The sequence below is a fragment of the Nocardioides rotundus genome, assembly GCF_019931675.1.
Lineage (GTDB): Bacteria > Actinomycetota > Actinomycetes > Propionibacteriales > Nocardioidaceae > Nocardioides > Nocardioides rotundus.
Genome location: NZ_CP082922.1, coordinates 3,655,976 through 3,676,290 on the forward strand (window position 1 = coordinate 3,655,976; position 20,315 = coordinate 3,676,290).

Annotated in this window: 17 protein-coding genes; 7 read left to right on the plus strand and 10 right to left on the minus strand. The window is 68.5% G+C overall.

The genetic code is table 11. The features are described from left to right. The 7 genes from cas4g/cas1g to K8W59_RS18050 all read right to left on the minus strand — a co-directional run bounded on the left by cas4g/cas1g (position 1) and on the right by K8W59_RS18050 (position 11,130). Complete coding sequence (gene cas4g/cas1g / locus K8W59_RS18020; RefSeq protein ID WP_223396328.1) at positions 1 to 1,683, minus strand: CRISPR-associated endonuclease Cas4g/Cas1g; 1,683 nt, start codon at positions 1,681 to 1,683, stop codon at positions 1 to 3. After that, positions 1,680 to 2,669, minus strand: coding sequence for a type I-G CRISPR-associated protein, Cas3-extension family (locus tag K8W59_RS18025; protein ID WP_223396329.1), 990 nt, complete (start codon positions 2,667 to 2,669; stop codon positions 1,680 to 1,682). Before K8W59_RS18025 ends, cas4g/cas1g begins: the two co-directional genes overlap by 4 nt. Continuing rightward, positions 2,666 to 5,605, minus strand: a complete 2,940-nt coding sequence (cas3g, locus tag K8W59_RS18030) for a type I-G CRISPR-associated helicase/endonuclease Cas3g (protein WP_223396330.1) — start codon at positions 5,603 to 5,605, stop codon at positions 2,666 to 2,668. Before cas3g ends, K8W59_RS18025 begins: the two co-directional genes overlap by 4 nt. A 7-nt stretch (positions 5,606 to 5,612) precedes the next feature. Continuing rightward, complete coding sequence (gene csb2, locus K8W59_RS18035; protein WP_223396331.1) at positions 5,613 to 7,022, minus strand: type I-G CRISPR-associated protein Csb2; 1,410 nt, start codon at positions 7,020 to 7,022, stop codon at positions 5,613 to 5,615. A 1-nt stretch (position 7,023) separates the two neighbouring features. Beyond that, on the minus strand, positions 7,024 to 8,169 hold the full coding sequence (gene cas7g, locus K8W59_RS18040) for a type I-G CRISPR-associated RAMP protein Csb1/Cas7g (RefSeq protein ID WP_223396332.1): 1,146 nt from the start codon (positions 8,167 to 8,169) through the stop codon (positions 7,024 to 7,026). A 541-nt stretch (positions 8,170 to 8,710) separates the two neighbouring features. Beyond that, positions 8,711 to 9,745, minus strand: a complete 1,035-nt coding sequence (locus K8W59_RS18045; protein WP_223396333.1) for a hemolysin family protein — start codon at positions 9,743 to 9,745, stop codon at positions 8,711 to 8,713. After that, positions 9,742 to 11,130, minus strand: a complete 1,389-nt coding sequence (locus K8W59_RS18050; protein ID WP_223396334.1) for a hemolysin family protein — start codon at positions 11,128 to 11,130, stop codon at positions 9,742 to 9,744. Before K8W59_RS18050 ends, K8W59_RS18045 begins: the two co-directional genes overlap by 4 nt. Positions 11,131 to 11,418: 288 nt before the next feature. On the opposite strand from K8W59_RS18050, the gene K8W59_RS18055 reads away from it, so the two are divergent. The 7 genes from K8W59_RS18055 (at position 11,419) to K8W59_RS18085 (ending at position 17,474) form a co-directional block, all read left to right on the plus strand. Further along, positions 11,419 to 11,790 carry a Crp/Fnr family transcriptional regulator gene (locus K8W59_RS18055; RefSeq protein WP_223396335.1) on the plus strand — a complete coding sequence of 124 codons (372 nt, stop codon included), beginning with the start codon at positions 11,419 to 11,421 and terminating at the stop codon, positions 11,788 to 11,790. Between the two features lie 2 nt (positions 11,791 to 11,792). Further along, positions 11,793 to 12,947, plus strand: coding sequence for an adenylate/guanylate cyclase domain-containing protein (locus K8W59_RS18060; protein WP_223396336.1), 1,155 nt, complete (start codon positions 11,793 to 11,795; stop codon positions 12,945 to 12,947). 38 nt (positions 12,948 to 12,985) lie between these two features. Continuing rightward, positions 12,986 to 14,197: an arginine deiminase gene (locus K8W59_RS18065; RefSeq protein ID WP_223396337.1), complete on the plus strand. Its 1,212-nt coding sequence runs from the start codon at positions 12,986 to 12,988 to the stop codon at positions 14,195 to 14,197. Between the two features lie 456 nt (positions 14,198 to 14,653). Next, positions 14,654 to 15,058, plus strand: a complete 405-nt coding sequence (locus tag K8W59_RS18070) for a hypothetical protein (RefSeq protein ID WP_223396338.1) — start codon at positions 14,654 to 14,656, stop codon at positions 15,056 to 15,058. Positions 15,059 to 15,069: 11 nt separating this feature from the next. Continuing rightward, positions 15,070 to 15,372 (plus strand): transposase, encoded by a 303-nt coding sequence (locus tag K8W59_RS18075; protein ID WP_223396339.1) that lies wholly within the window; start codon positions 15,070 to 15,072, stop codon positions 15,370 to 15,372. Continuing rightward, on the plus strand, positions 15,369 to 16,319 hold the full coding sequence (locus K8W59_RS18080; RefSeq protein ID WP_223396340.1) for an IS3 family transposase: 951 nt from the start codon (positions 15,369 to 15,371) through the stop codon (positions 16,317 to 16,319). The genes K8W59_RS18075 and K8W59_RS18080 overlap by 4 nt, the downstream gene beginning before the upstream one ends. Before the next feature lie 129 nt (positions 16,320 to 16,448). Next, positions 16,449 to 17,474, plus strand: coding sequence for a DDE-type integrase/transposase/recombinase (locus tag K8W59_RS18085; protein WP_223394321.1), 1,026 nt, complete (start codon positions 16,449 to 16,451; stop codon positions 17,472 to 17,474). Positions 17,475 to 17,590: 116 nt separating this feature from the next. Here the strand turns inward: K8W59_RS18085 and K8W59_RS18090 are convergent, their stop codons facing one another. The 3 genes from K8W59_RS18090 to K8W59_RS18100 all read right to left on the minus strand — a co-directional run bounded on the left by K8W59_RS18090 (position 17,591) and on the right by K8W59_RS18100 (position 20,206). Then, positions 17,591 to 18,547, minus strand: a complete 957-nt coding sequence (locus tag K8W59_RS18090) for a DUF5926 family protein (protein WP_223396341.1) — start codon at positions 18,545 to 18,547, stop codon at positions 17,591 to 17,593. Positions 18,548 to 18,573: 26 nt separating this feature from the next. Next, on the minus strand, positions 18,574 to 19,365 hold the full coding sequence (locus K8W59_RS18095) for a glycerophosphodiester phosphodiesterase family protein (protein WP_223396342.1): 792 nt from the start codon (positions 19,363 to 19,365) through the stop codon (positions 18,574 to 18,576). Positions 19,366 to 19,603: 238 nt separating this feature from the next. Then, positions 19,604 to 20,206, minus strand: coding sequence for a TetR/AcrR family transcriptional regulator (locus tag K8W59_RS18100; RefSeq protein WP_223396343.1), 603 nt, complete (start codon positions 20,204 to 20,206; stop codon positions 19,604 to 19,606). Between the last annotated feature and the right edge of the window lie 109 nt (positions 20,207 to 20,315).

A 20,315-nucleotide genomic window follows, 5' to 3' on the forward strand; every position in this document is an offset into this window, starting at 1 on the left:
TCACCTCGTTACGAACGCCGAGTACGTCGACACTTCACCTACAAGATGCGCCGCAAGTTGCCTGGCCTGAACCTCCAGGGCTCGCCGGTACGACACCCGGTAGCCGAAGTGGGGATGGACGATCTCGTGCTCCAACCGCCGCTCATATGCCCGCAGCACCGCCTTGCGTCCGTCTGGCTCGAGCTGGCAGCCACCCGCCCGCGACCGAAAGTCGCGCAGACTCAACTCGCCGTTGTTGAACAACTGCAGGGTCACGCTCTCGGCGATCAGCGGACGGAACTCCTCGGCAAGGTCAAGGGCGAGAGCCGGGCGTCCGGATCTCGGACGGTGTAGGACCCCCAAGTAGGGGTCGAAGCCCACGGCATGCGTTATCACGGTCAGGTCCTTGGCGAGCAGGGCGTAGCAGAAGGACAACACCGCGTTGACCGGATCGGGCGGCGGCCGCCGTGCTCGGCCGTGGGAGTCGAAGGCCTCCCCCGTCACGTGCGAGTTGTCGGAGATCATCGAGGCGAACCGCCCGAAGTACAAACGGGCAGCCGTGCCTTCGAGCCCAAGCAGGCTGGGCACGCCACCGGACTTGCGAGCCGCAATGGCGAGTTCCTTCAACTGTGCCGCTACCTGGGCGACATCGCTGCGCGAGTTCCGTTGCAGCATCGTGCGGGAATTGCGGATCTTGCCGTAGATCATCTCGCGTGCCACGCCCAAGGCAGCGTTCGACGATGCGAGGTACTGTGCCCGACGCAGGTCCACGTTCCGATCCGGTAATCCGTTCGCCATCCCTTGGAACCATCCGCCGTAGGAGAACCAGAGGATCGGTGCATCGCGCGCCATCAACTCACGAACCGCCTGCGGAGTCACGCTAACGTTCCCCATCACGCAGAGCTGACTGACATCGATGAGTCGGAAGCTCACCAGCTTCTCCTGATCGGCAAACACTTCGAGACGTCCGCGGCGGACCCCGACAACGGCTCCTTGGTGCGCAACGTAGACAGGGCGCTGTTGCGGATCGGCCGCCATCACGCGCTTGACGGCGGTCCTTTCCCGTTGACGGATCGACAACGCACGCAACTCGTCCGGCATGCAGATGCTCACCAGAGAGCAGCGGGGACACTTCGGACTGTTCACCAACGGCGGAGGGGCGGCGTCACGCGACGCGACCTGCCACAACGCTCGGAGAGTGCCGAGTGTCTCCTCCAGTGCCTTGGCGTTGGCCTCGATGCGCACGCGACGCCGTGTCTCGGCGTACCAGACTTCCGCGTGGTCCACCCGATAGCCAGCATCTTGCAGCAGCAGCACCTGGATGAGCGACTGGACCCGATCGCTGGGCCAAGGCTGCCCATGACGGTCCGGCCGGCCCTTCTTGTAGTCCACCGGCACGACCGCCCCGTCGGCGCCCTCCTCAACCAGATCAAGACGACCGGAGATACCGAGTCGTGGTGACGTCAACCAAAGCGACGTCACCCTGCGACCCGCCCATGCCTCGCCCGTGTCGGGCATCTTGCCCGCCGCCGTGTCAACGACACGGTGGACGTAAAGCCCCTCCTCAACGTCGTCGTTGCTCGCCCATCGCGACTGCACCCACTCGAGGTGGAACAGGCGAGGACAATAGACGAACTCATTGACCATCCTCGCTGGGACCGTCTCGGGCAGACCCGGGAGATCTGGGCGTACGACGTCGCTCACTCGAGCGTCCTCAGCACACCGGCCGACTTGCCTCCGGTGGGTTGCCACCGACGTGCGCGGCACACGTGAATCACGCCCAACATCTCCCGGTCACGTTGGCGCGACACCTCCGGATCCCGTTCACCCGCAGGTTCGTCGACACGCCGAGGGGAGTCGGGCGCCAGGGCAGGATGCTCGATCAGCGCCACTACCGCCTCGGGGCCCAGCGGTTGTCGCCACACCGGCAATCTCAACTCATCGACGGGGCGCCGCCCGTCACGCAACTCATGCCACCCACTAGTGGCGGGCCGCTTTCGAATCGAGCCCGTGGTTCGCATCAGCGGATACGACATCAACGCCAACCACGTCGCACCGGGCACACCTCGCATGCTCCCGGTTGTGCCGCTTCCGTCTTCAGCGGCATCCCACATCGCGCGGTGGTCGAGGTACTCGCCGGTCACGCCCGGAACCCGACGCCAGCCCACCAGCGCCTGGGCGAGCAACTCCGGGTGTCGCCGTACCTGTTCGAGCGGCTTCTCCAGCATGGTCGCCATCGACTGCTTCCCCGACGGGGCGGTGAACTGGCTGATAGCCACTCGTCCTTGTTGGGAGTCCGCCGCCAGATCGGTCACCAGACTGGCAAGCCAACGGTCTGCCTCCCTGGCTTCGGCGCTGTCCATGCTCGCGAGCATCATTTGGCGACGTTCCCGGAATTCACCCTGAGGGACCCGCAACTGATCAGGCGCGGCCCCGGGGGGCGGAAAGCCTCCCGGAAGACCAGGCAGCACGGAGCCTTCGGCGATGCTCAACACGATCTCGGTGAGATCAGCGACCACCTCATCGATCGTGGGTCGCTCACTGACGAGAACAGCCGTGAGGCCCCGCTTCTCCCAGCGCAGTTTCGGAGGATCGGCGGTGTAATCCCCGAGGAGCCGCAGAACCCCGATGGCTGCGAGGATGCCGAGTGGCGAGCTTCCCGTAAGCGCAGGCATTCTGACCTCGTTCATCGTCCCTCCCCAGAGATCGTCGTGTCCGCGGAGCGCACAATCGTCTCGAGCAGGGCTAAGCCCCATCGGCCATACCGCCGATTCAGGCGAGCAAAGCGCTCTGCAGCGGGCAGGTCCACCTGCTTGGGCAGCTCAGCGGTCACTTCGCCGAGACCGTCGACGTGGGCGACCAACTGATGATGACCGCCATCGACGACGATGGGCATCAACGGACGTCCATGACCGTGGTGGCTGCCGACGAGGTGAATCAGGAGCTCGGCATCACCGGCATACCCATCCGGCATAGCAGCGACGAATGCCTCCACCAAGGCAGCGGACCAGGCCTCATGCCGGGCTCGCCTCGGGAGTCCGCTTCGTCGGCGAGCGTCACGCTGCTGTTGCAGATCCCCGGGGGGCATTCCAGACTTGGCACGAGGCTCATCTGCCAACGCGGCTCTGATCGGGTCACCGCCGAACAGCATGGCCTGGAATCGCGGATCCACTTTGCCCAGGTCGTGCCACCGGGCCGCGTCGGTCACGACTCGACTGAGGTCCTCGCTCAGTCCAAGCGACTGCACGATCTCCGCAGCCCGCTCGCCGACGTCTCGAAGGTGATCGGTCAAGCTCACCGGGCCGCGTAGGTGAACGGTGCCGTCCGCCGACTCCTCGTTGACGTCTCGCCAGGCGCCCGACCAATCTCCACGTAGTAGCGCCTGCGGGACGAGCATCAGCTGCTCATCGTCCGGCCTGGCCGTCCCGGCATTCCCGGGTCGGCGGACCTGTGTCGCTGGGACCTGCAGCGACGCCGAATTCATCGCGTCTCTCAGGCCCATCAGTCGCTCACCGCGAGCCCACGGCTCTGGCCGTGACAGGTTGGCCGTCTCCAGCCAGACCCGAACTTCGGATTCCACGTCGTCTCGCAAGTCCTGCTCTGCGTCGCGTTCCTCCGCATTGCGCCACCGCCACACCTTCTCCCACAGCTCGGCCGGGGGCGGCGTCAACCCGAGTCGAGCTGGGAGTCCCTGGTCCAGTCTCAGCACGGGGCGGCCTCGGACGAAGGCAGCCAGCTCGGCGACGTCGATGACCTTCTCGGTGCTCATGGGCGACCACCCGAACTCGTCCAGTCCGCCCCATTCGGTCGGTATGACCACGCTGTCGCCAGGACGAAGATCCTGAGCGAAGGCCCAGGTCCACGTATCGGTTCCGTCGCCCTGAGGAGACCTGCGGACGACCGGACGATCCGACTCCTCCTGAAAGGGGACCTCCCAATCGTCCTCGTCGTCCCACTCGCCCAACGGTTCGGGCTTGCTCTGTACGAGCCACCGGCGAAGAGCCGCCAGGGGCACCTCGATCGACTCTTCGGACCTGACGGGCACCGCGCTGATCACTGCGTCCGCCTCTCGCCCCGAGACCGGCTCCCCGCTCGGATCGACGAGCCCGTCCCGCCAGGTCAGCGTCACCGGCGCCAAGCCATGGTTCAGGCCGTGTAGGTATGCGTCCAACGGAGCATCATTCGTCGGTGGTGGGGCGGTGCGGGTCCACGCATCAAGGTGGGCGGGTAAGAGGACGGGAATGATCGGCGCGGGGAGAAATCCCCCGGTTTCACGGGCGCGAGACGCCAAACCGCGCAGAGCCAGCGGCGATACGTCGACCTGCCCATCGGAGTCTGCAATCTGCATCAAGAACTCGACTGTGCGACCCCGCACCTCGCCATAGACCGGGTTCTTGGGGTCGTCGTCGTGGACGACTAAGACTCGGGACTCAGGTGACCGACCCCGCCTGTTCACCCGCCCGATCCGTTGGACGAGCGCGTCCCATGAGGCACTCTCGGTGACCAGGGCGGTGGCGTCCAAGTCGATCCCGACCTCCACGGTCTGCGTCGCAACCAGCACCGCCGCACCGGGCGCGTCATGGCGATCGGCGCCGAACCAGGTGAGTACGTCGTCCTGGACTCTTTCGCGGTCCAGGGGGCGGCTGCGTCCGATGAGGAGCGACAGAGCAGTTGCTGGGTCGAGACGCTTGCGCAATTCCGCATGCACTGCCCGCGCCCGATCGATGGTGTTGCAGACGACGAGCACTCGAGCATCCTCGACAGCCTCATGAGCAGCTGCGCCCGCCAGACTCCTGACCGCTGCCTGTTTGGTCGTCGATTCCACCTGAAGCGTCTTGGGGGCTTGGAGCCGCCGGGCGGCCTCGGGATCAGCCAGGTGCGCCTCGGTGTCGAAGGTCGACGTCCACCCCTGAGGTTGATCCCCCGCGGTGGCCGAGAGGTGCACCACGGCAGGAGCTGGCAGGTGCATCTCCGCTTGGGTCGCGTCGTACCCGAGCGCCGAGTCCAGACTGGTCACCAGCGCGCTGGCCAGGTGGGCTTCGTCCACCAGGATCAAGGAGTCCGTTCCCACCAGAGCCGCGTCGATCGGCCAGCGTCGCTTGCTGACCCCATACCCGCGGAAGAAGAGGCGACTACCAACCTGATCGACGGTGCCGGAGACGATCGCCGGCAGGTCGGGGCGGGGCACCCATGCCGCGTCCCACGTGGTCCCGCCACGCATCTTGACGACAGAGAGAGTGGGGTGGGGGCTGTCGGGCCCTCGCTGCGGCCCCAGCGCCACCAGTCGCCGGGCGACCTCGCCGACAACCCCGTGCTCACTGGCCGCATCTAGCGCTGTGGAGATTCGCTGGGCCCGCTCATGGGCTTGATCGACGACGATCCGCCGGTCGACGACGAAGAACACCCGTCGCCGGCCCAGACGCGTGCGAGCCGGGGCGTCGGTGTCGACCGCGGTCAAGAAGACCGCGATATCCAGCAGCGCAGTCTTGCCCATGCCGGTGGGAGCATCCACCAGTGCAGGCCACGAGCCGTGCTCGATGACGTCCAACACGAGTTGCCGCTGCCAGTCAAAGGGCTCGTGACCGTGGATCTCTCGGTAGAACTCGACGAAGTCCTCGCCACGCATCACACCGTCACGACCTCTCGCTTGCTTGTTGCTCTGGAGCTAGCAGCCCCACGCCGAAGTATCGGCCCGCGCCGACCAGAACGGGTCCCGCCACCGGCTCATCGAAGCGAGCGCGAACGTGTCGGAAAAGGCGACCACGGGCTCGTGGTGGCAAGTCGCCCGGCAGCAAGCGCGCAGCACCGGGCGTGAGCTCGGAGGTGCTGACCTGAAGGTCCGCGGGTGTGGGTAGACCGGCGAGCCCGAAACTGTGAGCAACCGACTTCTCGACATCGCCACGCTTGGGATAGCGATCGAGCACCACCGGCGTGACGGAGACCCACTCACGCGAGGGGCGTGTCCATCGTTCCGGCGTCGCGGAGTATGGAAGGCGATCCTCAGGTCGGTACTCCAGCGGTACTGGGCTTCTCAGGCCAGGCACGCGAAGCGCAACCGACGCTGCCTCACCGTTGCCGAGGACCCCGCGCAAAAGTTGGCGCCTATCCGCTGGTGTCATGCCGGGGATCGCGACCGCGAGCCCGACCAGATGCCCGTCCGAGTGAGGCCAACCACTCACCGGGAGTCCCAGGTAGGCGACATGTTCCTGTCCGTCGATGCCATGACCGTGAACCGCTGGGGGAAGCGGATCGGCAGTGCTCTTCATGACATGAGAGCGAAGGGCCGCCGTGAACAACGCAGTGAGCCTGGCCGGCGGCCGTCGATCGGTGAAACGCAGCACGACGAGGTCGTGGTACGGCGAGGCGACGACTGCGGGGGCCGGGTCTTCCTCCGTCTGGTTCGTGACGCGACAGTAGGGCTGCGATGCGCGGCCACCGTCACTGGCCTGCCATGCCGGAGCACCCATGGCATGCAACGCCTCAAGCTCTTTCAGGTAGCCCGGATATGGGACGCGCAACCAGGCCTGCGCCTCGTCGACCTGACAGGGGCGCCAGACCTCCAGACCCTTCGTATCCGGAGCGCTCGCCTCACGACGGGCTTCCATGAGGACTAAAGACGTCGACCGTCCTAGGTAGGGGACACGTCGGGCGAGGGTGTCAAGCAGCGACAGCTCTGCCGCGTCCATGGCCTCGTCGTCTGGCCACACCATCAGGACGCGGGGGCTTGTGGGGATGACCGAACGACGTTCCCGGAGACCGCTCGTGCGCCCGAGGTGATTCAGGTTGCCACCCTTGGCTGCCAACGAGTTGGTCACCACGTAGGCACGCGTTCCCAACTCCGCAACTGGCGCCGACGCGTGGACTTCGGGCGGACCCAAGCCCTCGAGCACTCTGAGCGCACCCAGGTCCGCTTCGTCGGCGACCGACCTCAGGGCAGAGAACACCCGCGCCGGATGCGGCGGCCACTCCGCGCGCCGGGGGTCGCTTCCGTCTCCCGCGTCATAGCGATCGGACACCAGAACCATGTCCAGGACGATCGCCACCTCAGTCCTCCGAGACCTCGGCCTTGGTGAGGCTGAAATCGATCGCCTTAGCCAGCGAAGGCGTAGGCGTCAGATCTATCGGCTCCACCTCCAGCCCGACGCCGGCCTCGGCGGCTGCCGCAGCAGCCTGCTCGAAGAGCCGGATTGCTTCACGTCGAGACAACGAGAACGGCTCCGCGACACCACCACGTCCGACCCATTCAAGGGTCTCGTCCTGAACGACGAGATCACATCCGCTGCGCAGCCACAGTCCGGCACCGCCGAATGCGAGTCGATCCCCGAGGAGGGCGTACGCCGCCAGCAGCACCCGGGCAGCTACCTGGCTCTCCGCGGCAGCTTCTCCAAAGCGAAGCCGATTCAGCGCGGTGAGGCTGAAGGTGGCGAATCTGGTCGCCCCGGTGATGGTGACTCCGCCATGCGCATCGTTGGGCGCGATGTTCCCGTGCCCGATCTCGCTCAGCTTGCCCTTGGCAGTCTTCTCACTCGTCGAGGAGTACTCCCAATCGTCCCCGTCCCCCTTACGGGACCCGGTGAGATTGATTGGATCCATCCTGCCGGCCTTCCGAGAGCCCCTCTCTGGCTGCCACCCGATCACCTCGCTGGCGTAGAGGCGGGGGAACTTGGCCTGCCGGCCCTTGCGATGCGAATTCCATGCTCCGAAAACCAGGCTGCCCGGGTCATACCTCAGGAGCGCAGTGGCGTCCGCTTGACTGGCAGCCAGGATCGCCGCGCCCATCTCGGTCTTGTCGAACTTCGTCCCGTCCAGCAGTGAGTCCCGCCAGTATGCGTCGTAGATCCGGTGCGGCGCGTCGAGGCCGGTGATCACCGCCTGAGCCGCGCCGTCATGAGTGATCCGAAGCAGCGGGAGAGTGATCTCACCGCTCTCCTGCGCCCGCGCGAGCGCTTCCTCGGCCCGATTGGCCTCGGAAGGAACCTGGTCGAGGACCACGGCCCGCGTAGGGGTCCCGTCTCTCATGCGCTCCTCGAACAGATACGGCGATTCGTCGTTGCGCGAGGTGGGGAACGTGGGTGGAAACACGCGACTGCCGTCACCTCCCCCCGGCTCATACGTTGTGGTGAAGCGAGCCAATGCGAAGTCATCGCCTCCGACCTTCGCGGTCAAAGCGTCGAATGTCAGCGGTTCCATGGTGCTCTCCCCGGTGCTCGGCCATCTGAAGTGGGCTACATCACAGCAGAGCGAGACACGCCTGACAAGCGCCGTTCCGGGCTGGAGCCCATTGATCAGCAAACAAGCAGTAGGATGCTGCCGTCGGCCTGAGACCGGACAGGCCGACGCGCCGAGCTCCGTTGCGGATTTGCAGATCAGTGGGCTGCGAAACCGATTTCTCGGCGCGGGTCGCTGGCCACTTCTGGCCGGCGGCCCACCTAAGGCGAGTCCTGTCACCCTCCGCTACGGGCGCGACCACAGATGAGCAGGGCGACGGGCTGCAACGTACTGAAACATCTACTGACAAGAATGCTTCAGTTGGTCAGGGGCCGGAGGTCTGCGGATGAGCGCAGCCGCATGCCCCGGCCGGCACACGTCCAGCAGACACGGATGAGGTTTCCTGCGCCCGCTCGGACGATCTTGGCGACATCGAGTGCCCGGTCGGCAGAAGTTGGGTGCATCAAGTGCCCGGTCGGCGGAACTTGGGTGCATCTGATGCCCGATCGGCGGGGGCGGTGGGTCAGCGGGCGGCGTCCTCCACCTCGCCGACCAGGACCTCGATCAGATCCTCGAGGAACAGCATGCCCACGGTGTCGCCCTTGTCGTCGACCGCGCGCGCGACGTGGGTGCCGTGGCGGCGCATGGTGGCCAGGGCGTCCTCGACCTCGGCGGAGCAGGGGACGGCGACCAGGCGGCGTACTCGCTTGGCGGGCACCGGGTCGTCGTACTGATCGGGGCGGAAGTCCATGACGTCCTTCATGTGCAGGTAGCCCACCGGGTCGCCCTCGGCGTCGGTGATCCCGAAGCGGGAGTGGCCGAAGTCGACCACCGCCTGCTGCACCTCGCGCGGGGTGCTGCCCATGGGCAGCAGCACCATCTTGTCGAGGGGTACGGCGACGTCCGCGACCGTGCGGTCGGTGAACTCGAAGGCCCGCTCCAGGGTGCCGCCGTCGTCGTAGAGCGTCCCCTCGCGGCGGGACTGCTCGACGATGCCCGCGACCTCGGCCATGGTGAACGTGCTGGACGCCTCGTCCTTGGGCTCGACCCCGCACATCCGGACGATCCCGTTGGCGATGCCGTTGAGGGCGGCGATCACCGGGCGCACCACCTGGGAGACCCACACCAGCGGCGGGGCGAGCAGCAGCGCCGCCCGGTCGGGCAGGGAGAACGCCAGGTTCTTCGGCACCATCTCCCCCAGCACCACGTGCAGGTAGGTCACCAGCAGCAGCGCCACGATGAACGCGGTCACCGAGATGACCTCCGGGCTCAGGCCGGTGTAGCCGAGCGGCACCTGCAGCAGGTGGTCGATCGCCGGCTCGGAGACGGTCAGGATCAGCAGCGAGCACACGGTGATGCCGAGCTGGCTGGTCGCCAGCATCAGCGTGGCGTGCTCCATCGCCCACAGCGTGGTGCGGGCGGCGGCCGAGCCCTCCTCGGCCTTCGGCTCGATCTGCGAGCGCCGCGCCGACATGACGGCGAACTCGGCGCCGACGAAGAAGGCGTTGCCGGCCAGGAGAACGACCAGCCAGAAGATGCCGGGCAGGTACTCACTCATCGCTCGTCCTCCGTCCGGTCCTCGGCCTTGTCGGTGGCTGTCGCGCCGGTCTGGTCGGACTCGCCGGCCTCCTCGGCGCCCTCGGCGGGCGGCGGATCGTCGGGGACGAACTGCAGCCGCAGCACCCGCGGCCCGTCCATCCGCTCGACCCGCAAGAGACCGCCGTCCACGGCGACCTCGTCGCCGATCTCGGGCATCCGGTCTAGCTCGTCGGTGACGAAGCCGGCCACGGTGTCGGTGTCCTCCTGCTCGGGGACCTTCACGCCGGTGCGGTCCAGCAGCTCGTCGGGCCGCCACTCGGCGTCGAAGCTGAAGGAGCGCCCGTGCCGGGAGAAGCCGGCGCGCTGCCGGTCGTGCTCGTCCTCGAGCTCGCCGACGATCTCCTCGACCAGGTCCTCCAGGGTGACCACGCCGTCGGTGCCGCCGTACTCGTCGGTGACGACGGCGATCTGCAGGCCCTCCTTGCGCAGCAGGTGCAGCAGCGGCGCGGCGCCCATCGTGTCCGGCACGAGCGTGGGCTCGACCATCAGCTCGCCCGCGGTGACGCTGTCCCGCTCCTCCAGCGGCACCTTGAAGGCGGACTTCACGTGCACGATCCCGGCGATGTCGTCGGGGCCGTCGTCCTCCACCGGCATCCGGGAGGCACCGGTGCGGGCGGACGTGGCGATCACGTCCGCGGCGGTCGCGTCCCGCCCGACGGAGACCATCCGGACCCGGGGGGTCATCACGTCGTGGGCGTCGTACTCACTGAACCGCAGCGTCCGGTCCAGCAGGTCGGCCTCGTCGGCCTCAAGCAGCCCGGCGTGCGCGGAGTGCCGCACCAGCGACGCCAGCTCACGCGGCGAGCGGGCGCTGGTGAGCTCCTCCTTGGGCTCGATGCCCATGCTGCGGATCAGCTTGTTGGCGCTGCCGTTGAGCAGCAGGATCATCGGCTTGAAGATCGTGGTGAAGGTCGACTGGAACGGGATGACGACCTTGGCCGTGGCCTTGGGTACGGCGATCGCGAAGTTCTTCGGCACCAGCTCGCCGAGGATCATCGACAGCAGGGTGGCCACCAGCACACCTAGCACGCCGCCCAGCGGCCGGATCAGTCCCTCCGGGACACCCAGCGCCTCCATTCCCGGGCGCAGCGCCTCGCTCATCGCCGGCTCGAAGGTGTATCCCGTGAGCAGCGTGGTCAAGGTGATGCCCAGCTGCGCGCTGGAGAGGTGGGTGGAGGTGATGCGCAGCGCCGAGATGGTGCGCGAGAGGCCCCGCTCGCCTCGGTCGCGACGGCTCTCCAGGTCGTGCCGGTCCAGGTTGACCAGCGCGAACTCGCTGGCCACGAAGATGCCGGTGCCGATCGTCAGAAGCAGGCCCACGGCCATGCCCAGCCAGGGGTTCACCGGCGGCCTCCACGGCGGGGAGCACGCTCAGCGCGGGCACGGCGTGGGCAACAACATCGAGGTTGGTCGTCCATGGTGGCTGCAGAATACCGAACCCGTCGCCCGCGCTGAGCAATGACGGGTACGGCGCCCCGCGGCGCCGAACGTGTCCTTGCTGACATTGGTGGACACCGGCCGCCGCCTCAGGAAGGATTCCGGCCACGGGAGGGAGACCCGACGGGCGCGGGCCGCACCAGGCCGGTCGCCCCCGACGACCCGGACGACCCGGGCACAGAAGAGGTGAACCCGATGGCCATCTTCGACGGCATGCGTGAGGCGGACGTGGCGAGGATCAAGCGCGCCGGCCGGTCCGTGCGACTGCCCGAGGGCTGGTCCCCCATCGCCGAGCGGACCCCCTCCGACAAGGCCTACATCATCGTCTCCGGCGAGGCGTCCATCCGGCACGGCAAGGAGGAGATCGCCCGCATCGGCCCCGGCGAGATGATCGGCGAGGCCGGCATCGTCGAGCGCAAGCTGCGCAACGCCTCGGTGGTCGCGGTGACCCCGCTGCAGGTGCTGCACTACACCGCCGAGCAGGTGCAGCAGCTGTGCCAGCAGGTCCCGGCCTTCCGGGACGCGATCGAGCGCCAGGCCCGCGAGCGCGCGGGGGAGCTCGGCTGACCATGTCCGACGACGAGCCCGTCCCGCCCCACGGATCCGACGAGCCCGACGAGCCGCAGGAGCTCGGCGCTCCCGAGGCGCCCCCGCTGAGCACGCTGGCCGACGTCGACCTGATCGAGGAGGTCCTCGTCGGCAAGCGCACGCTGGACCGGCAGCAGGTCAGCGACGAGGCCGGCGTACCCCTCGAGCTGGCCCAGGAACTGTGGCAGCAGCTGGGCTTCCCGCACGCGGAGGACGGCGAGATCGCCTTCACCGAGCGCGACGTGGAGGCCCTCGAGCTCACCAGCACGCTCATCTCCCTGGGCGTCCTCACCCCCGAGTCCCAGTCGGCGCTGGTGCGCACCTGGGGTCGCGCCTACGCCCGCCTGGCCGAGTGGCAGGTGCACCTGCTCGCCGACGTGGCGCTGCAGTCCGACCAGCCCGAGCAACGCCTTGCCGAGCTGGTGGAGGAGGTGCTGCCCCGGGTGGAGCAGCTGCAGTCCTACGTCTGGCGGCGGCATCTCGCCAGCGCCGCCAACCGGCTGCTGGCCCGCTCCGACGACTCGGTGGGCAACACCTCGACGATGGCCGTGGCCTTCGTCGACATCGTGGGTTACACCAGCCGCTCCAAGCACCTGGAGGACCGTGAGCTGGTCGACTGGGTCGAGCACTTCGAGGACACCATGGCCCGGCTGGTCGTGGAGCGCGGGGGCCGGATCATCAAGGCCATCGGGGACGCGGTGCTCTTCGTCGCCGACGACCCCGTCGCGGCCGCCGAGGTCACCCTCACCGCGACCGCGCTCGGCGCCGACGAGGACGACCCCTTCCCGCAGGTGCGCGCGGGGTTGGCGTACGGCGAGGTGGTCACCCGGCTCGGCGACGTGTTCGGGCCGACGGTCAACATCGCCTCGCGCCTCACCTCGATCGCCCGACCGTCCTCGGTGCTGATCGACCGGGGCGCCTTCGACGAGCTGAGCGCGCTGGACCCGCCGGAGGAGCGGGACGCCGAGACCGAGCACCGGCTCTCGCGGATCCTCGAGCGGGCGACCGACGAGCTGGCCGAGCTGTCGCCGTACACCTCCGCCGGCGACTATCGCTTCCGCAAGATGCCGCGGCGCAATGTGAAGGGATACTCCCGGCTCGAGCCGTGGGTGCTGCGGCGGCGCGAGCGGCGCTGAGGCTCCGCGCCCCGCGGACACTCGTTAGGCTCCAAGGCATGGCGCACTACGCAGACTCCGAGGTCGGCACCCTTCGCACCGTGATGCTGCACCGGCCCGGCAACGAGCTGAAGCGGCTCACCCCGCGCAACAACGACCGGCTGCTCTTCGACGGCGTCCCGTGGGTGTCGCGGGCGCAGGAGGAGCACGACGCCTTCGCCGAGACCCTGCGCGGGCGGGGCGTCGAGGTGCTCTATCTCACCGACCTGCTCACCGAGACCTTCGCCTCCGAGCAGGCGCGGGCGCACGCGATCTCGATGACGCTCTCCTCGCTGCACCTCGGGGACACCCTGCGCCGCTACCTCGACCAGGTCCTGACCGGCCTGTCCCCCGAGGAGCTGACCGCCTATCTGTCGGCCGGGGTCCGCAACGACGAGGTGCGTGGTGGCTTCGGGCTGGTCACCTCGCTGCTCGACGACCAGGACTTCCTCATCGACCCGCTGCCGAACCTGCTCTTCACCCGCGACTCCAGCGTGTGGGTGCGCGACCGCGCGACGGTCACCTCCCTGGCGATGCCGGCCCGCGCGCGGGAGACCCAGCTGACCGAGCTGATCTACACCGAGCACCCGCGGTTCGCCGGCACCGAGCGGATCCACGGCTGGCACCACGAGCACGTGGAGGGCGGCGACGTGCTGCTCCTCGCGCCGGGCGTGATCGCCGTCGGCTGCGGTGAGCGTACGACGCCCGCCGGCGCCGAGCGGCTCGCCCGCCAGGTGTTCCAGCACGGCCTGGCCCACACCGTGCTGGCCGTGCCGATCGCCCAGGAGCGGGCGACCATGCACCTGGACACGATCTGCACGATGGTCGACGTCGACAAGGTGGTGATGTATCCCAACGTCGCCCACCAGCTGCAGGCGTTCACCGTGACCATGGCCGAGCCCGGCACCGACGAGCAGGACATGACGCTGGACGTCTCCCCGCCCGAGCCGTTCCTCGTCGCGGCCGCCAAGGCGATGCAGATCGACACCCTGCACCAGATCGACACCGGCCTGGACCCGGTCACGGCCGAGCGCGAGCAGTGGGACGACGGCAACAACACCCTGGCCCTGGCGCCGCGGGTCGCGGTGGCCTACGAGCGCAACGACGAGACCAACGAGCGGCTCGAGGCCTCGGGCATCGAGGTGATCCGGATCGCCGGGTCCGAGCTGGGCTCGGGTCGCGGCGGGCCGCGGTGCATGTCCTGCCCGATCTCGCGGGACCCGCTGGCCTGAGGCGCGGCCGCGGGGTCGCCGTACGCCCCTGCCCGGGCGAGCTTGTCGAGAGTTCGGTCGGCTTCCCGAGTGCTGCGACGCTCGACAGGCTCACCGAACTGTGCGTTACATCCGACGGGCGGCGAGCGGACGGCGCCTGAGCTCGCCCGGCGCCGGCGGGCGCGGGCCAGGTACGGCGGCGGCCGCGGGGTCGCCGTACGCCCCTCGCCGGACAGCTTGTCGAGAGTTCGGTCGACTTCCCGAGTGCTGCGACGCTCGACAGGCTGACCGAACTGTGCGTTACATCCGACGGAGGAGGGCGGCGCGCGGATGCCGGGCGGGCGCAGAGAAGCGCCCGGAAATGTGGAAGCCCGGCCGTTGCTGACGGGGGATGCAACAACGACCGGGCACAGAGAAACCTACGTGAGCAGCCCTGTCTGCCAGTCTGCGTGTGAGTCAGTCGCTCTTATGTGAGGAGTGATTGACTTGCCCATTGAGGGTGTCTACAGCGTCGAGGAACGGCGCGCGTTCGTGTATGAGTACATGCTCGCCCCCTATGGCGAGAAGCAGAAGCTGCTGAAGACCCGTGGCATCCGTGACGATCAGTTGCGGCGTTGGAAGCGTGCGGTGCTGGCCGACACCCTGGACCATGGGCTGGTGCCTTGGACCGAAGGACGGGTGGACATGGACGAGACCAGTGCGGTCGCGCGGTTGTTGCAGGAGAACGCGGCGCTGCGTGAGCAGATCGCTGCCCGCGATGCCGCCCATCAACGCGAGCTCGAGCAGCGCGATGAGGAGCTGGGCCGTCAGCGGCGGGCGGTCGATGCGCTGGGAAAAGCTATCGAGCTCTTGCATCCAAGTGAGGTTCCCCCCGGACCGTAGAGGCATCGACAATGAGGATCGAGATGCCACAGAAGCGGAAGAAGTACGACCGGGAGTTCCGTGAGGGAGCTGTCCGGATCGTCGAAGAGACCGGGAAGCCGATCGCTCAGGTCGCGCGCAACCTCGGCGTGGTCGAGGGCACGTTGGGCAACTGGGTCAAGCAGGCCCGGGAAGCACGCGAGGGCCGCGACGGAATGTCGAAGGACGACCACGAGGAGCTCAAGCGGCTGCGTGCTGAGAACGCCGAGCTCCGGATGGAGCGTGATGTCCTCAAGCGATCCGTGGTCCTGTGGGTGAAGGAGGCGACGAAGTGAGCGTGGCACGCTTCATCGCCGACCAGAGGACGATCTACCGGGTGCCGCACACGATGACCTGCCTGCTGCTGGGGGTGTCCCTGGCGTGGTTCTACAAGTGGCGCGACCGGTCGCTCGGCCCGGGCGCCTCGAGCGGCCTGTTCACCGCTATGGACCGTCGCCGCTACACCATCGACCGGGCCGTGAAGGTGATGTTCACCAAGAAGCGGGGCCTGCACGGCTCCCCGCGGTTGCACGCTGACCTGCTCGATGATGGGTGGGAGGTCAGCGAGAAGACCGTCGCGGACTCGATGCGCCGCCAGGGGCTGGTCGCCCGGCGGATCAAGCGGAGGAACGGTCTGACACGCCAGGACAAGACCGCACCGAAGTTCGCCGACCTGCTGCGCCGTGACTTCACCGCGCAGCGGCCTAACGCCCGCTGGGTTGGCGACATGACTGAGATCCCCACGGCCAGCGGGAAGCTGTACCTGGCCACCGTGATCGACCTGTACTCGCGTCGTCTGCTCGGCGCCGCGACCAGCCTGCACCCCGACGCCGAGCTGGCGTGCGCGGCGATCAAGATGGCCGTGGCGGCTCGCGGTGGCGTCGATGCGGTCAACCAGCCGGGTTGGCGCACCGAGGAGACCAAGCGGGTCATCTTCCACACCGACCGGGGCTCGACCTACACCGCGACCTCGTTCACCAAGCTGTGCCGCGACATGGGCATCCGGCAGTCGATGGGCCGGGTCGGGTCGTGCTTCGACAACGCCGCCGCTGAGGCGTTCTTCAGCAGCCTGGAGTGGGAGGTTCTCTCACGCCACGAGTTCGAGCACACCCGCCAGGCCCAGGCTGTCGTGCTGGACTGGTGCTACGGGTTCTACAACCACGAACGCCGGCACAGCTCGGCAGGCATGATGAGCCCGGTCAGCTACGAGAACACCGCGGCCCCCGACCGGGAAGCCGCATAAGGAAGCCCTCCACGATTCGGGGGGAACCACAAGCGGCGAAGCCAAGAGCTCCGAGCCCGAGCCGGCCGCTGCACCGACTCCCGACCAGACACCGAACAAGGATCGGAAGCAGGGCCGGAATCGGAGTCGGTGATCGAGGTCAGCGCGGCCTTGGTGGTTGCGCTGATCGCAGCGGGTTTCTCCCAGCGCGCGGCGTTGGGCCTGGCCGGAGTCGCCCGCTCGACATGGCACTACCGCGACCATCCCCGCGCGCGGGTCGGCGACCCCATCGCGCATCGTCAGCGTCGGGCCCGGTGCTGGCTCACCGAGGCTGAGCGGGCTCGGATCGTGGTGAAGATCCAGGCCGCGTTCACCGCGAAGGAGTCGGTCTACCAAGCCTTCTATGACGCTTTGGATGTCGGCGACCCGGTCGCGTCGCTGTCGACCTGGTACCGCATCGCCCGTGGCATCGACCAAAGCACTCGGCCGGTGCGACGCACCCGCAGGCACCGCGCCACCGTCATGCCGACCCTGATCGTCGACGGCCCCGACCAGGCCTGGTCGTGGGACATCACCCACCTCCGGGGCCCCTACCGGGGCGTGACCTACCAGCTGTACCTAGCCCTCGATGTGTTCTCCCGGATGGTCACCGGGTGGCGGGTCGAGACCCGCGAGGACGACGACCTGGCAGCCGAGATGTTCGAGAACGCCTTCACCGTGCGTGGGGTTCTACCGCGGATCATCCATTCCGACGGCGGACCCTCGATGACCTCACGCACCCTGGGCGACCTGTTCGCCGAACTCGGGATCGAGGTTTCCCGCAACCGACCAAGGGTGTCGAATGACAACCCCTATTCCGAGGCGCTGTTCAAGACCGCGAAGTACACCCCCGACTACCCGGCCTTCTTCAACGACCTCGACCACGCGAGGTCCTGGGCATCCGACTTCGTCGAGGGCTACAACCATCGCCACCATCACGGCGGTCTGGAGGGCCACACCCCCCACGACGTCCACCACGGCACCTGGACCGGCGTCCACCACCGACGCCAAAACACCATGGACGCCCTCTACGCCGCCCACCCCGAACGATTCGCCAGCCCGCCTCGGGTCCGGACCCCCATGGCCCAGGTGGCCATCAACCAGAAAACCAACCGCGACCGACTCCACGCAGGTTGACAGGTTCCGCAGTAGTGAGGGTTTCAAGCACTGGTCGGAAAAACTTCATGTGGCGCACGTCGCGTACGGCGCATCTCCCCCGCCAAACGCTGCCCACCGTTCGGATTCCGGGCGATTCAGTGGTCTCGGAGTGGCCGAATCGTTACCTGACGCTGGGCCAGCCCCGAGCGCGCGGACCGCTCCTCGGCGGTGAGCTCGGCGCCGTCGGCGAGCGCCCGGTCCAGCTTCGCGCGGAAGTCGGCCGCCGGGTCCTCCAGCGCCTCCGGTCCGGTGCCCACGGGGAGGTCCCACACCGGGCAGAGCAGGCCGTGCGCCCGGAACATGCCGACCAACCGCGAGTCGGGGACGAGTACGTCGTCCCCCGCGGCGTGCAGCCGGGCCAGCGCGTCGAGGAGCTCGCCCTCCGGCTCGGGCATCACCCAACGCAGGTGCTCCTTGGTCCCGACGTCGGCCCACCAGGCCGCCTCGACCTGGGTCAGCCGCGCAGCCGGCTGGACCGAGGAGTTCGCCTGCTCCAGCGCCGCCCGGACGGCCGGGTCGTCGCGCTGGTCCTCGTCGAGCCAGAAGGCGAAGTCCTCGTGGACGGTGATGTCCAGCGGCTCGTCGAGCACCAGCAGGTCCTGGATCCGCGGCCCGTCCCCGGGCGCACCGGTCAACCCGACCGGCCCGGGGTCGGCCTCCAGCGCGCGCTCGAGCACGGCGCCGAGGTCGCGGGCGGGGTCGCCGAAGGAGTGCATCACCTGCAGGCCCAGGAGGATCTCGCCGGAGTCGCGGACCAGCGCGGGCGTCGCGCCCGGCAGGAGGGTCGCGAGGGTGACCGTCCGGTCTGCGTCGCGGAGCCGCACCGGCGCGGTGGCCGCGGGGACCAGCTCGCGCAGCGCGACCAGGTCGCCCTCCGAGGCGATCCCCTCGAAGGGCCGGCGCACGAAGAGCTCGGCCCCGCCGGGCGCACCGTGGCAGGCCTTGTAGCGCTTGCCCGAGCCGCACGGGCAGGGCTGCCGGGGACCGACCTCCCCCACCGTGTCGGTGGCTCGCTGCTGGTCGCGGGTCTTGGTACGAGAGCGCTTCCCCATGCCGGGAAACCTACCGAAGCCGGAAATCAGCGACCGAGCAGATCCAGGATGAAGGCGGGCTTGTCGGTGATCACCGCGGAGACGCCCAGCGACTCGCACAGCGCCAGGTCGTCCTCGGTGTTCACGGTCCACACGTGCAGCCGGTGCCCGCTGGCCGCCATCTTCCGGGCGATCTTGCGGTGCTCGCGCAGGAAGTCCACGCCCGGCCCGAGGATCCGCTGCGCGGGGACCCGCTCGCGCACCTGGTGCCAGCCCCGCTTGGTGTCGACCAGGTTGACCAGCGGCAGCTGCGGGGTCAGCCGCTTCATCCGGGCCACCGCGTTGATGGAGAAGCTCATCATCCGTGCTGGTGAGTCGGCGCCGGTCCAGCCGAACTCGGCGAGCATCTCGGCCAGCCGGCGCTCGACCAGCCCGGAATACCTCGTCGGGTGCTTGGTCTCGATCGCCACCTCGACCCGCCGGTCGTGGTCGGCGACGGTCTCCAACAGCTTGCGCAGGGTGACGACGCGACGCAGCTCCGGGTCCTCCTCGGGGGCCTCGTCGTCCAGCTCGCGCCAGGGGTCCTTCCACGCCGCGAAGTCGAGCTGGTCCAGGTCGCGCAGGTCCAGCGTCGAGACGGTGCCCCGGCTGGCCGCCGTACGCCGCAGGTCGCGGTCGTGCAGCAGCACCAGGTGCCCGTCGGCGGTCAGGCGTACGTCGCACTCCAGGCCGTCGGCACCCGAGGCCAGCGCCTTCTGGTAGGCGCCGAGGGTGTGCTCGGCGCTGTCGGCGCTCGCCCCCCGGTGCGCGACCACCTGCGGCTGGTACGTCTGCCCCACCGCACCATCGTCACCCCGCGCCCGGCGCCCCGGTCCGGCCCCACGCCGAGAGGCCCGGAGAAGAAGGTGGGAGAAAGTCTCGGCGCCGGGGCCGCCACCGCTCCGCCGTACCGAACAGTAGGCACCCGCCCCGCGCTCGTACCGAACAGTAGGCACCATTTCTTCGCGCCGAAGGTGCGTACTGTTCGGTACGACGGAGCGCGCGCCCGCCCGGTTCGAGTACGACGAGGGCGCACCCTCAGGCGACCGGCTCGGTCAGCGACTCGAGGATCGGCGGCAGGGCGATCCGGGCGAGCCGAGCGACATCCGCCTCCTGATGCACCAGTCCCTGCTGATGCCCGCTCGAGGCCACCGCCACGATCACCCGGAACGCGTCCTCGGGGTCGATGGTGAAGCGCAGGCCGATGCCGGCGAGCCCGTCCACGACGGCCGCGGTCATCCGGCGGTTGAGCCGGTCGAGCGGGGCGACCCGGGCGGCGTGCCGCTCGGGGTCGCGCGCCGCGTCCAGCATCACCTCCGAGCCGATCAGCGCGATGCTGCGGTCGGGCTGGGCCAGCGGGATCAGCCGGGCCACGACGTCGGCGAGGTCCTCGGGGCGCAGGTCCTCCTGCCGCAGCGCCTCGATCGCGTCGATCACCTGCTGCACGTGGGTCTCCAGGATCGCCTCGATCAGCTCGTCCCGGTCCGCGAAGTTGCTGTAGAACGCACCCCGGGTGAAGCCGGCCGCCTCGCAGATCTCCGCCACCCCGACGTGCGTCCCCTTGTCCGCCATCACCTCGGCCGCCGCGGCCACCAGACGGTCCCGGGTCTCCTGCCGCCGGGCGCTGATCGTGCTGCTCACGTTGCTCATCCTCCATCGAGACCGGGATCACCCTCGACCCGGGTTTGCATACACCACTGTATCCGATACATTCGTGTATCGAAACCGGCTGCATCACACCTCGGAGGGA